This is a genomic window from Massilia sp. TS11, assembly GCF_022012445.1.
GTDB lineage: Bacteria > Pseudomonadota > Gammaproteobacteria > Burkholderiales > Burkholderiaceae_D > Telluria.
The window spans coordinates 61,848-74,651 of record NZ_JAKLTS010000013.1 but is presented as its reverse complement, the minus strand read 5'-3'; the positions used below and the strand labels follow the sequence as shown (position 1 = coordinate 74,651).

11 protein-coding genes are annotated in these 12,804 nt (G+C 65.2%); 6 read left to right on the top strand and 5 right to left on the bottom strand.

The features are described from left to right. The first annotated feature begins 62 nt into the window (after positions 1 to 62). The 3 genes from LZ005_RS17660 to LZ005_RS17650 all read left to right on the top strand — a co-directional run bounded on the left by LZ005_RS17660 (position 63) and on the right by LZ005_RS17650 (position 5,075). Positions 63 to 473, top strand: coding sequence for a divergent PAP2 family protein (locus LZ005_RS17660; RefSeq protein WP_237809819.1), 411 nt, complete (start codon positions 63 to 65; stop codon positions 471 to 473). A 198-nt stretch (positions 474 to 671) separates the two neighbouring features. Beyond that, positions 672 to 1,826, top strand: coding sequence for an efflux RND transporter periplasmic adaptor subunit (locus LZ005_RS17655; RefSeq protein ID WP_237809818.1), 1,155 nt, complete (start codon positions 672 to 674; stop codon positions 1,824 to 1,826). A gap of 3 nt (positions 1,827 to 1,829) precedes the next feature. Next, positions 1,830 to 5,075 carry an efflux RND transporter permease subunit gene (locus tag LZ005_RS17650; protein ID WP_237809817.1) on the top strand — a complete coding sequence of 1,082 codons (3,246 nt, stop codon included), beginning with the start codon at positions 1,830 to 1,832 and terminating at the stop codon, positions 5,073 to 5,075. A gap of 52 nt (positions 5,076 to 5,127) precedes the next feature. Here the strand turns inward: LZ005_RS17650 and LZ005_RS17645 are convergent, their stop codons facing one another. The 3 genes from LZ005_RS17645 to LZ005_RS17635 all read right to left on the bottom strand — a co-directional run bounded on the left by LZ005_RS17645 (position 5,128) and on the right by LZ005_RS17635 (position 7,794). Further along, positions 5,128 to 5,607 (bottom strand): hypothetical protein, encoded by a 480-nt coding sequence (locus LZ005_RS17645; RefSeq protein WP_237809816.1) that lies wholly within the window; start codon positions 5,605 to 5,607, stop codon positions 5,128 to 5,130. An 89-nt stretch (positions 5,608 to 5,696) separates the two neighbouring features. Continuing rightward, positions 5,697 to 7,097, bottom strand: a complete 1,401-nt coding sequence (locus tag LZ005_RS17640) for an L-cystine transporter (RefSeq protein WP_237809815.1) — start codon at positions 7,095 to 7,097, stop codon at positions 5,697 to 5,699. 64 nt (positions 7,098 to 7,161) lie between these two features. Then, positions 7,162 to 7,794, bottom strand: coding sequence for a GNAT family N-acetyltransferase (locus LZ005_RS17635; protein WP_237809814.1), 633 nt, complete (start codon positions 7,792 to 7,794; stop codon positions 7,162 to 7,164). A gap of 61 nt (positions 7,795 to 7,855) precedes the next feature. Here LZ005_RS17635 and LZ005_RS17630 point away from each other — a divergent pair, with 61 nt between their 5' ends. Together LZ005_RS17630 and LZ005_RS17625 are read left to right on the top strand one after the other, a co-directional pair. Then, complete coding sequence (locus LZ005_RS17630) at positions 7,856 to 8,410, top strand: DUF695 domain-containing protein (RefSeq protein WP_237809813.1); 555 nt, start codon at positions 7,856 to 7,858, stop codon at positions 8,408 to 8,410. A gap of 82 nt (positions 8,411 to 8,492) precedes the next feature. After that, positions 8,493 to 10,382: a propionate--CoA ligase gene (locus tag LZ005_RS17625; RefSeq protein ID WP_237809812.1), complete on the top strand. Its 1,890-nt coding sequence runs from the start codon at positions 8,493 to 8,495 to the stop codon at positions 10,380 to 10,382. A 6-nt stretch (positions 10,383 to 10,388) separates the two neighbouring features. Here LZ005_RS17625 and LZ005_RS17620 read toward each other — a convergent pair whose 3' ends face one another. After that, positions 10,389 to 11,081 (bottom strand): SGNH/GDSL hydrolase family protein, encoded by a 693-nt coding sequence (locus LZ005_RS17620; RefSeq protein WP_237809811.1) that lies wholly within the window; start codon positions 11,079 to 11,081, stop codon positions 10,389 to 10,391. Positions 11,082 to 11,146: 65 nt separating this feature from the next. On the opposite strand from LZ005_RS17620, the gene LZ005_RS17615 reads away from it, so the two are divergent. Further along, the gene (locus LZ005_RS17615; RefSeq protein ID WP_237809810.1) at positions 11,147 to 11,623 is read left to right on the top strand and encodes a hypothetical protein; all 477 of its coding nucleotides are present in this window, start codon (positions 11,147 to 11,149) and stop codon (positions 11,621 to 11,623) included. 66 nt (positions 11,624 to 11,689) lie between these two features. Here LZ005_RS17615 and LZ005_RS17610 read toward each other — a convergent pair whose 3' ends face one another. After that, complete coding sequence (locus LZ005_RS17610; protein ID WP_237809809.1) at positions 11,690 to 12,571, bottom strand: hypothetical protein; 882 nt, start codon at positions 12,569 to 12,571, stop codon at positions 11,690 to 11,692. Positions 12,572 to 12,804: the final 233 nt, after the last annotated feature.

Genomic DNA, 12,804 nt, shown 5'->3' with positions numbered 1-12,804 from the left:
TGTCAAAACTGCCATCTTACCGCAGGCCATGCCATAATCGCGGCTTCTTTCGAGGATGCCCCATGGATCTTGCTTATTTGCTCACCCCGGTTCTGACCTGGCTGGCCGTCGGCCCCGTCAAGTTTCTGATCAATAGCGCGCGCACGCGGCGCTGGGCCTTTGATCTGGTGGGCAATGGCGGCTTCCCGTCCAACCACAGCGCGGTGGTGACCAGCATGGCCACCCTGATCGCGCTGCGCGAGGGCATCGGCCACCCGGCCTTTGGCGTGGCCGTCACGCTCTGCTTTATCGTGATGATCGACGCCAACAGCCTGCGCCAGCATGTGGGGCGCCAGGCCGCTGCCATCAACAGCCTGCGTCCGCACGAGAAGAAGCTGCGCGAACGCATGGGCCATACCTTGGTCGAGATCGGCGGCGGCATTCTGACCGGCATCGCCTGCGGCTATCTGATTGCCATGCTGTTCGCGCGCTAAGCCTGGAAATCTTGCTGTTTTAACCAGAGTGCGCCACGTCCCCGCTCACGCGGGGAAAATGCAGTTCAGGTCCGCTTTTCTGCAGTTCAGCCCCCGCTTTCGGGCGTTCAGTCCTGCCTGCGTTGACGCTGTACAGACCATTCGGAATACTGTACGGGTTGAAGTTTCTACAAAATCCATACACACGGGAGAACCCATATGTTGCGCAAGACCCTTTTTGTCCTGGCCATCGCCTCGGCCCTCGCAGCCTGCGGCAAGAAAGACGGCCCGGCAGCGTCCGGCAGCGCGTCGGCTTCGGCCAACGCCAAGGCTGTCCAGCTGCAGGTGGCGGCTGAGGACGTGACCGCGGTCCAGTCGGCCAGCATCGCCTCGGGCCCGGTCGTGACCGGGTCGATCCAGCCGGAACGCCGCGCCGACCTGCGCGCGGAAGTCTCGGCCGTGGTGCTCCAGGTGCTCAAGGAAAATGGCGATGTCGTCAAGAAGGGCGACATCCTGGCCCGTCTGGACGAAACCGCGATCCGCGAAGCCGTGCTGTCGGCCGAAGAAGGTGAACGCGCCGCTGCGCGCGCCTTCGACCAGGCCGAACGCAATCTGACCCGCCAGAAGACCCTGCGCGAATCGGGCATGACCAGCGCCCAGGCCCTGGACGACGCCGAAGTGCGCCGTAACAATGCCCAGAGCGACCTGTCGGCCGCCAAGTCGCGCGTCTCGACCGCCCGCCAGCAGCTGCAGCGCACCCTGGTGCGCGCCCCCTTCGATGGCGTGGTGTCGGACCGTAAAGTGTCGGCCGGCGACACCGCCGCCGTCGGCAAGGAGCTGATGAAGGTGATCGACCCGAGCTCGGTGCGCTTCGAAGGCCGTGTCTCGGCCGACCGCATCGCCGCCGTCAAGGTCGGCCAGCCGGTGTCCTTCCGCATCAATGGCTATGGCAATCAGGAATTCCGCGGCGTGATCAAGCGCGTCGACCCCTCGGCCAATGAAGTCACGCGCCAGGTCGAAGTGCTGGTCGCCTTCAGCGGCGACACGCCCAAAGTCTCGGGCCTGTATGCCGAAGGCCGCATCGAAGCCGAATCGAATGCCGCCCTGACCCTGGCCGAATCGGCCATCGTGCGCGCCGGCGACGCCAGCTATGCCTGGCTGATCAAGGGCAATACCCTGGTCAAGCAGCCGGTCAAGCTCGGCGTGCGCGACCCGCGCACTGGCAACTGGGAAGTCACCAGCGGCCTGGCCGCTGGCGACAATGTGATCCGCAATCCGCGCTCGAATCTGAAGGACGGCCAGGCCGTGGCGATGGCCACGACCAAGGTCGCCAGCGCTGCTCCGGCCGCCGCGGCCGCCGCCCAGGGGAAATAAACCATGTTCCTGTCTGATTTCAGTATCAAGCGGCCAGTCGCGACGATTGTTCTGATCATCGCGATGATGGCCATGGGCCTGCTGGCCCTGAACAAGCTGCGCGTCAACCAGAACCCGGACGTCGAAGTGCCGTTCATCTTCGTCTCGATTCCGTATCCGGGCGCCTCGCCCGACACGGTCGAGCGCGAGATCGTCAACCGCATCGAGAAGTCGCTCAACAGCATCTCCGGCGTGACGCGCCTGAATGCCAGCGCGAACGAGGGCGGCGCCCAGTTCTTCATCGAGTTCAATTTCTCGAAGAACCTGATCGAGGCCTCGGACGAGATCCGCAATGCGATTGCGGCCGTGCGCTACAAGCTGCCGACCGAGATGCGCGAGCCGATCCTGCAGCGCTTCGACCCGGCGGCCGACCCGATCATCAGTCTGGCCCTGTCCTCGAGCACCCAGACCCATGCCGAAATTTCGCGCTTTGCCGAAGACGTGCTGGCCGACCGCCTGCGCGGCGTCGACGGCGTGTCGACCGTGCAGGTCGGCGGTTCGCTCAAGCGCGAGCTGTCGGTGCTGCTGCGCGCTGACAAGCTGCGTGAATACAATGTCTCGGTGGCCGATGTGACGGCCGCCCTGCGCACCCAGAACACGAATGCCCCCGTCGGTAAGCTGACCAGCTCGCTCGACGAGAAGAGCATCCGTCTCGTCGGCCGGATCGAATCGCCGGCCGACTTCCAGCAGATCGTGGTCAAGCGCCGCGGCGACGAAGTGGTGCGCCTGGGCCAGCTGGCCGAGATCAAGGACGGTTTCGCCGAGGTGACCAGCCTGTCCTACCGTTCGGGCCGCCCGAACGTCGGGATCTGGGTCAGCCGCTCGCGCGACGCGTCGACCGTGACGGTGGCCAAGAAGGTCAAGGCCGTGGTCGAAGAAGTGCAGAAGGAACTGCCCAAGGGCACCAAACTGGAAGTCACGCGCGACGGCGGCGACCAGGCCCAGCGCAGCCTGAACAATGTGATCGAGTCGCTCGTGCTCGGCGCCGGCCTGACCATCTTCGTGGTCTACGCCTTCCTCAATTCCTGGCGCTCGACCCTGATCACGGCGCTGTCGCTGCCGACTTCGGTGGTGGCGGCCTTCATCGCGGTCTGGCTGTGCGGCTTCACGCTCAACTTCATGACCCTGCTTGGCCTGTCGCTGGCGATCGGCGTGCTGATCGACGATGCGATCGTGGTGCGGGAAAACATCGTGCGTCACATGCAGTCGGGTAAAGAGCGGCGCCGCGCCGCCCTCGAAGGCACGGCCGAAATCGGCCTGGCCGTGGCGGCCACGACCTTCTCGATCATCTCCGTGTTCATTCCGGTGGCCTTCATGCCCGGTATCGCCGGCGAATGGTTCCGTCCGTTTGCGCTGACCGTGGCCTGCTCGGTGCTGGTGTCGCTGGCGATCTCGTTCACGCTCGACCCGATGCTGTCGGCCTACTGGGGTGATCCGCCGGACCACCACACGGCCCCGAAAAAAGGCCTGGGCAAACTGCTGCAGCGCTTTAACGACTGGTTCGACCACCAGGCCGACCGCTACGGCTATGTGATCGAATGGGCGCTGCACCACCGCATCTGGATGACCCTGCTGACCATTCTGACCCTGGTCGGCGCCCTGGCCCTGCAGATGACGATGGGCGGCACCGAGTTTCTGCCCAAGTCCGACGTCGGCTTCATCGCGATGGACGTGCGTACGCCTTCGTCCTCGAGCGTCGAGTATGCGCGCCTGAAGATGATGAAGGCCGCCGAGATCGCTCACACGATCCCGGAAGTGAAGGAAACCAATGTGCGCGTCGGCGCCAGCGGCGGCCGGATCACGGTCGACATCGGCAAGCGTCAGGAGCGCAAGCGTTCGGCGCGCGAAATCGCCGCCGAGCTGCGCGAGAAGATCCGTCCCCTGGTCGGCGCCGAGTATGAGGTCGTGGACGACCTGAACAATGGCGGCCGCAAGCCGGTGCAGATCGAGTTCACCGGTCCGGATTCGCGCAAGCTGCTCGAACTGACCCAGGCGTATATGGAGAAGCTGCGCCAGGTGAAGGGCGCGGTTGACGTCGGCCTGTCGGAACAGGATCCGAAGAACGAGCTCAAGATCGAGCTCGACCGCGGCCTGGCCAGCTCGATGGGTATTTCCATCAACGACGCGGCGCAGTCGCTGCGCGTGGCCTTCGCCGGCGTCGAAGTCGGCGACTGGGTCGACCCGACCGGCGAAACCCGCGACGTGGCCGTGCGCCTGCATCCGGCTGACCGTGTGGCCGCCGAGAACATCGAGCGTCTGCCGATCTCGGTCACGGGCACGACCCAGATGGTCCCGCTCGACCAGATCGCCAGTATTTCGATGGGCAAGGGCCCCTCGGGCATCGAGCACAAGAACGGCAAGCGCACGATCACGGTTTCGGCCAACGTGCAGGGCCGCTCGGCCGGTGAAGTCACCAAGGAAGCCATGGAACTGGCCCGCAAGATGGAATTCCCGCCCGGCTATGGTCTGGAACTCGGTGGCGCTGGCCAGGACCAGCAGGAACTGTTCACCAATATGATCATCGCCCTGATCTCGGGCGTGGCCATGATGTACCTGATCCTGGTGATCCAGTTCGGCTCGTTCACGGCGCCGATGGGCGTGATGCTGTCGCTGCCGCTGTCGCTGATCGGCGTGGTGACCGGCCTGACGGTGACGGGCAATACCCTGAACCTGATGTCGATGATCGGTATCATCATGCTGATGGGCCTGGTGGCGAAGAACGCGATTCTGCTGCTCGACGCCGCCCGCAAGCGTGAAGAGGAAGGCTATGGCCGTGAAGACGCGCTGATGCACGCCGGCCGTGTGCGTCTGCGTCCGATTCTGATGACCACCTTCGCCCTGATCGCCGGCATGCTGCCGGTGGCCCTGGGCCTGGGTGAGGGCGGTGACTTCTACCGTCCGCTGGCCGTGGCCATCATCGGCGGCACGATCACCTCGACCATGCTGACCCTGCTGGTGGTGCCGACCTTCTACGACAGCATCGAGATCAAGCGTGACAGCATGATCAAGAAGTTCCACCTGCGCGCCGACCGCTGGAATGTGGGCTTTGCCTTCTTCCTGACCCTGGTCGAAGCGCTGCTGACCCTGGTGATGGTCCGCTTCGTGTTCCGCATGATCATGAAGGCCATCGCCTTCATCCGTGGCCGCGGCGGCCGCGGCGGTCCGGGCCCGCGCAAATCGGTGGCGCCCGCTCCGGTGATGGACAAGTAAGCTGTAGCGATGATGTGACAAGGCCCGCGCAAGCGGGCCTTGTTGTTTCTGCTTACTGCTTTTTGCTCTTGCCGTGCGGCGGCGGGCTGGCGGCCTGGTTGCTCGTGGTGTCCGAGCCCGTGGTCGGCGGGCTGCCCGTGGTGCCGGTGGTACCCGTGGCGCCGCCGGTGGTGCCGGTGGTGCCGGTGGTGCCGGTGCCGCCAGTACCGGTGCCGCTGGTACCCGTACCGCCGGTGCCGGTGCCGCTGGTGCCGCCGGTGCCGGTGCCGGTGCCGCCCGTGCCAGTACCTGTGCCGCCGGTACCGGTGCCCGTGCCAGTTCCCGTACCGGTGCCGCCGGCGGCGCCCGTATCGGTATTGCCGCTACCGGTGGTGCCGGTGCCGCTGGTGCCACTGGTGCCGGTGGCATCGCTGCCGCTGGTGCCGGTGGCCGGTGACGTGGTGGTGGGCGTGGTGGGCTCGTTCTTGTGGCAGCCAGCCAGCGCCGCCGTCAGAACCAGCACACCCCAGAATGCATGTTGGGGGAATTTCATTATCGCCTCCTCAATCGGATCAATGGGCCTGAAACTTAGACGGGGCTTAAATCCCCAAGTTCAGGCCCCGATCGAGGATTTGATGCAGATCAAACCACCTGGGCCTCGTCGTCGAGGTCGGCCAGGGTGTCGGCATTGAAGACGGCCAGATCGGTCTGGCCCAGCAGGCGGCTGCTCACGGTGCCGGCCGTAATCGAGCCGGATACGTTCAGGGCCGTGCGGCCCATGTCGATCAGGGGCTCGATGGAAATCAGCAGACCGGCCAGGGCCACCGGCAGATCCATCGCCGACAGCACGATCAGGGCGGCAAAGGTGGCGCCGCCGCCGACTCCGGCAATGCCGACCGAACCGACCACGATGATCGCCACCAGCGGCAGCAGGAAGGCGGCGGTGAACGGATCGATGCCGACCGTCGGCGCGATCATCACGGCCAGCATGGCCGGGTAGATGCCGGCGCAGCCGTTCTGGCCGATGGTGGAACCGAAGGAGGCGGCGAAGTTGGCGATGCCCTCGGGCGTGCCCAGGCGCGTGGTCTGGGCCTGCACGCTCATCGGAATGGCGCCGGCGCTGGTGCGCGAGCTGAAGGCAAAGGCCAGCACCGGCATCACTTTCTGCACGTAACGGCGCGGATTGAGACCGACCGCGGCGATCAGCAGCAGATGCACGCCGAACATCAGAATCAGGGCGCTGTAGCTGGCGAGTACGAAGCGGATCAGGTTGAGGATGTCGGCCAGGCTGGCGGTCGAGACCATCTTGCTCATCAGCGCGAACACGCCGAACGGAGTCAGGCGCAGCACCAGGGTCACCATGCGCATCACGATCACATGGGCCACGTGCATGAAGTGCTCAAAGCTGCTGAAGACTTCGGGCTTCTTGCCCGCAATGCCGGTCGCCGAGACCCCGATGAAGATCGAGAACAGCACCACGGCGATGGTCGAGGTCTTGCGCGCGCCGGTCAGGTCGAGGAAGGGGTTCTCGGGGATGAAGGACAGCAGCATGGCCGGCAGCGAAATCTCCTTGGCTGCGCCGAGCTTATTCAGCAGGTATTGGCCGCGTGCGGCCTCGGCCGTGCCGCTCACCATGCCCACGGCCGACAGACCATACAGCTTGGCCATGGCAATGCCGATGCAGGCGGCAATCGCCGTGGTCAGCATCAGGGTGCCGATGGTCAGGGCCGAAATCTTGCCGAGCGAGGAGGCGTCCTTGAGCTTGAGGATGGCCGAGATGATCGACACCATGATCAGCGGCATGATGATCATCTGCAGCAGCTTGACATAGCCTTCGCCCACGATTTCCAGATAGGCGGCGGTCTGACCCAGCACAGGGGCGCCGCTGCCATACAGGCTCTGCAAGGCGGCGCCGAGCAGGATACCCAGACCCAGACCGGCAAAGACGCGCCGCGTAAACGACACGTGGCGGATGTGCATCTGGTAGAGCACAAAGCAGCCGGCGGCCGCGGCGAGCAGGTTGGCGATCAGGGCGAGCGACATGGGCACCTCATTTGTATCAGGAGCAAGCATTCTAACGGGACTCGCGGCCCCGCGCACGGCGCCCTCAGCCGGGCTCGGGCAGGAAGGCGGTCGTGTAGGGCGAGAGCGTGTCCCAGCCCAGCGTCGCATACAGCGCCTGGCCGGCGGCGGTGGCCACCAGCAGACGCTGCGCGGCGCCGGCGGCGCCTTGGTCGAGCGCACGCATCAGGGCGCTGGCCAGGCCACGCCGCCGGTGCGCCTCGGCTGTTTCGATGCGGTCGAACACGGCCACCGTGCCGAAGCGCACCAGATGCCCACTGGCCGCCACGCTGCCGTCGGGCGCGCGCACCTGCAGCGTCGTGAGCGGGCCGAGCCGGGTCTGGCTGAACTGGTAGCCGGCCGGCAGGGCCGGGCCCGGCGCCATCGGTCCCACGCACTGCATGAAAAAGCGCGGCTGGTCGAAGGCCCAGGGGGCGGGCAGGACGGCGCGCACGGCCTCGGGCGCGGCGCAGACTTTCAAAAAGATATGGGGGGCGTCGATACGGGCGGCCACGGCCGCCAGGGCAGGGCCGGCACTGCAGAACAGGTGGCGCCGCAGCTGGCCCGGCTGGCCGACCTCGACCACCAGGCCGCCGTCGGCATGCACGGGCGCAGGCAGGCCGCGCGCGAGCGACCAGCCGCGCTGCCAATTCTCCAGAAGCGCGAGCGGGACAGACATCCCCCCAGTCTAGCATTGGCCGCAGTACAATGTCGGCTCGCACTTTCGTCCTGCCAACGCCATGCTGACCACCACCCGCTTTATGATCGCCGCCGCCAGCCTGCTGCTGGCCAGTGCCGCCTTTGCCGCCAAACCCGCCGTGCGCGAAAACTGGTGGACTTACAAGGCCGGCTACGACCAGGGCCCCGGCATTACCGAAGTCAATATCGCTCTGATGGACAAGGCCCCGCTCGACGACTACCCGGTGCTGCTGATCACCGGCGTGCACTACGCCAAATCGCGCGAGGCCGATGGCCTGCCGCCGCCCAAGGATGTCGAGCGCCTGCAGCAGCTGGCCAAGGACACGGTGGCCCTGGTCAAGAAAAATGGCGAGGCGATTTACGCGGGCAGCTTCACCTACAACCGCGAGCAGGCCCTGTTCTTCTATATCCAGGACCCGACCAAGATCAAGCCCGCGCTCGAGGCCTTCTACAAAGAGAAATGCGCAAACTGCCAGAGCTACGTGACCGTGCGTATGGACCGCGTCTGGCAGACCTACCGCGTCAATCTCTATCCGAACGCCGCCACGCGCAAGTGGTACGCCAAGGAGTGGGAGGCGGTTAGCGCCAAAAAGTAGACTGTCAGTTTCATGTAATGCCGCCGCGTTTGAATAGGGGAATAAGCATCAGAAAACAATTCCCCCCTTACGGAGACGCATTGTGGCCAGTTACAAGGATTTCTATCGTCGTTCCATCGATCAGCGCGACGAATTCTGGAAAGAGCAGTCCGAGCTGATCGATTGGCAGACCCCGCCCCAGCAGATCTGCGATTTCTCCCGCCCGCCCTTCGTCAAATGGTTCGCCGGTGGCAAGACCAACCTCTGCCATAACGCCGTTGACCGCCATGCTGCCACCCGTCCCGACGCGCGCGCCCTCGTGTACGTGTCGACCGAGACGAACGAAGAGAAGGTCTACACCTTCGCCGAACTGAAAACCGAGGTCATGCGCATGGCCGCCATCATGCAGACGCTTGGCGTCGGCAAGGGCGACCGCGTGCTGATCTACATGCCGATGATCGCCGAAGCCGCCTTCGCCATGCTGGCCTGCGCCCGGATCGGCGCGATCCACTCGGTGGTGTTCGGCGGCTTTGCGGCCAACAGCCTCGCTACCCGCATCGACGACGCCCAGCCCAAGCTGATCGTCTCGGCCGAGGCCGGCATGCGCGGCGGTAAGGCCGTGCCCTACAAGCACCTGCTCGACGAAGCCTGCCACCTGGCCGAATACAAGCCCCAGCACGTGCTGATGGTGGACCGCCACATCGACCACAACTGGGAGCGCGTGGACGGCCGCGACGTCGACTACGCCCACCTGCGCGCCGCCCACATGGACGCCGACGTGCCCTGCACCTGGGTCGACAGCACCGATCCGTCCTACATCCTGTACACCTCGGGCACGACCGGCAAGCCGAAAGGCGTGCAGCGCGATACCGGCGGCTATGCGGTGGCGCTGGCCGCGTCGATGCAGCATATCTTCACCGGCGGCGCCGGCGAGACCATGTTCTCGACCTCCGACATCGGCTGGGTGGTCGGCCACAGCTACATCATCTACGGCCCGCTGATCGCCGGCATGTGCACCATCATGTACGAAGGCACGCCGATCCGTCCGGACGCCGGCGTGTGGTGGCGCCTGGTCGAGAAGTACCAGGTGAATGTGATGTTCTCGGCGCCGACCGCGATCCGCGTGCTGAAAAAGCAGGACCCCGAGTGGCTGCACAAGTACGACCTGTCCAGCCTGAAGCACCTGTTCCTGGCCGGCGAACCGCTCGACCAGCCGACCCACGAATGGATCATGGGTGAACTCAAGCTGCCCGTGATCGACAACTACTGGCAGACCGAAACCGGCTGGCCGATGCTGTCGACCGTGCGCGGAGTCGAGGACACGCCGATCAAATTCGGCACCCCGTCCTTCCCCGTGTATGGCTACGACCTGCGCATCTACCGCGAGGACGGCAGCGAGTGCGGCCCGAATGAGAAGGGCATTGTCGGCATCGTGCCGCCGCTGCCGCCGGGCTGCCTGGCCACCGTGTGGGGCGACGACGAGCGCTTCGAACGTACCTATTTCAGCCTGTTCAAGGAGCCGCTCGTCTACTCGAGCTTCGACTGGGGCATCCGCGACGACGAGGGCTACCACTACATCCTCGGCCGCACCGACGACGTGATCAACGTCGCCGGCCACCGTCTCGGCACGCGCGAGATCGAGGAGGCCGTGCAGGCCCACTATGCGATTGCAGAAGTGGCCGTGGTCGGCGTGAACGACGCCGTCAAAGGACAGGAGCCGGTCGCCTTCGCCGTGGTCAAGGACAACAGCCGCATCGCGACCGAAGAAGCGCGCGCCGTGCTGGAAGCGGAAGTGAAGAAGACCGTCGACGAGATGCTGGGCGCGATCGCTCGGCCCAAGCGCATCTACTTCGTCAACGGCCTGCCCAAGACGCGCTCGGGCAAGATGCTGCGCCGTTCGATCCAGGCCCTGGCCGAAGGACGCGATCCGGGCGACCTGACCACCATCGACGACCCCAGCACGCTGCAGCAGATCGCCGCGGCGATGAAGTAAGCCAGGCTAGGGGCGCAGAATGGTCTGCGCCAGCACCCGGGCCCAGGCCGCGTAGCCCTGCGGCCCCGGGTGAAAGCCGTCGCTGGCGATGGTCTGCGCGCTCAGCGCCACCCCATGCTCGACCAGGCGCGCCTGCGGCCACTGCGGCAGGGCGCGCCGGATCGCCGCGTCCAGCTTGCGCGCACGCAGGCCGAGGAACCAGCGCAGCGGCTGGGGCAGGGCAGGGAACAGGTGCATCGGCGGCACCGGCGACAGCAGCACCTGCGGCGCCCCCAGGCGCATGCGCAGATCCTCGAGCAGGGCCGCCATCTGCGCCACCGAGTGCGCGGCCTTCGCGCCGCTGGTCACCTCATTCACCCCACAGCACAGCACCACCACATCGACCGCATCGGCCGTCGCCGGCAGCAGCGCGCGGATGCCGGCCGCATCGAGCCCGGAGCGCGCCAGCAGCTGCCAGCGCACGCGCCGCTGCGCGGCCAGGGCCGCGACCAGCTGGCCGCACAGCGCGGCATCCTGATGCGGCGCGCCGACGCCCGCAGCCGAGGAATCACCGAGCACCAGCAGGCGCAGCAGCGGACCCGCGCCCGTTTCACCCGCGCGCGCGCCGGGCGGCTCCGGCAGCCGCGTGGCCGTGCGCCGCACGCGCCGCCCCTGCGCCAGCAGCAGCGGTCCCAGACTCAGTTTGGCAATCAGTTCCATGGCCGCGAGTATAGAGGAGATCGCCACAGACGGCCGCGCAGGGTATAGTGGGCAGTATGACAAAAATGCCATCATTGCTCGCCCTGGTCCTGCTGCTGTTCAGCCTGCGCACGGCGGGCGCCGAGCCAGTGTATCTGCCCACGTTTGCCTGTGTCGGCGGCCCGCAGGGGATGAAGCTGCCCGCCGATGCGCGCCAGCTGTCGACACTGGGCAAGCTGCAGCGGCACGCGCGCGCCGAGGACGAGCCCGGCACCTATCGCGAACTGCTGGTGTTCGATGGTTTGACGCTGAACCTGATCCGCTTTTCCGCAGAGCCGGCGCGCATGCTGCTCGTCAGCGCCGACATCAGCCATCCGCGCTGGAACCGCCTGCTGCCTTTTGCCCTCGGCCAGCCGCTGGCGCAGGCGCGCGCCACGCTCGGCCCGGCCGCGCAGACCGACACGGGCCTGACGCACGCCTATGGCAGCGAGGCCGGCGCGCTACGCTTGGTCAGCGCCGGCGGCGTGCTGACGCGCCTGTCCTACAGCTGCTACACGGGCTAGGATGAGGTTTTCTCGCGGTGCAGGCCCTGGCGTCGTCGCGGGCCCGCGCCGTGTTGCTGCCGGTGTTCAATTCGCCAGAATCTCAGCGATCAAGTGACAGATTTCGCCCACGACATCGTCGTCCTCCCAGTAGCAGTTGTGGGCGAGCGGATTCCAGGAATCGATGATCAGGTCGAGACCCTGGCCGGCATTGATTTCAATGTCTTTGACGAGGTCTTCGTAACCACCTTTCAGCGGCCGCAGTGGCCAGCCGAGCGCGTCGTCGGGGTCGTAGATATTGAGCCATTTGAAGCCCGTCGTCGGTGCAGCGATCGGCTTGATTTGCATCTGTTGGTGAGCCGCCACGAAGATCGGAATATTGCAGCCCGTGGAGACCCATCCCGCACAGGTCTCGGCGCGCAGGAAACGGATGTCGTCCTCGCTCAATGTGCGCCCCATATGCTGTTCGATCGTGGCGCGCGACTTCCAGACGCCAGCCTTCGGCGCGGAATGCTCGCCATTCTCGGCGCTCTTTGCCACTTGCGCGTCGTAGATGTAGTTGGACAGGACCTGGCAACCTAAGGAATGGGTGATGAACACCACGGGCGCATTCGCGCCGCCAAAGTCATCACGTGCTTTCAGCAATTGCGCAGCGATCGCGGCCTGGGCCAGTTCATAGACTGACCCGTCTTCCTCTTTGTTCGTCTCGAGGCCGGCGGCATCGCCAAACCCGAAGAGGATAAATTCACGTAAGGCCTGATAGTTGACATTTGCCTTCTTGGTGCGCAGCCAGATTTCATTCTCGTTCGGTTGAAGAATCCCCTGGTAATACACCGGCTTGAGAAGAATGCCTTGCCCAAACGCCGCGCCCAATTTCTTGCGGAGCTTGTCTTCAAGCGGTTTCTGGTAGTGCGGGTCCGTTTTGCCCATCCCGTGGATGGTGACCAATGCGAGCTTTTTGTCTGCCATTTTCTGCCCCCGTTTTTTTAGGATTTCGACGACGTCGCACGCTCTGCGGCGGGCGCGACATTCCAGATTCTGCTCTGAAACTTAGGCGGAGAAATGCTCGGATTATGGCGATTTCGTTAATTTTTTCGAGGTCTGCAGATTGAAAGGCCGGAGCAGAACGCATGCCTGTCTCCCTCGGGCGCAATGAAACTGTGACGTAACTACAATGTTAAATACACGAAATGGTGACTATT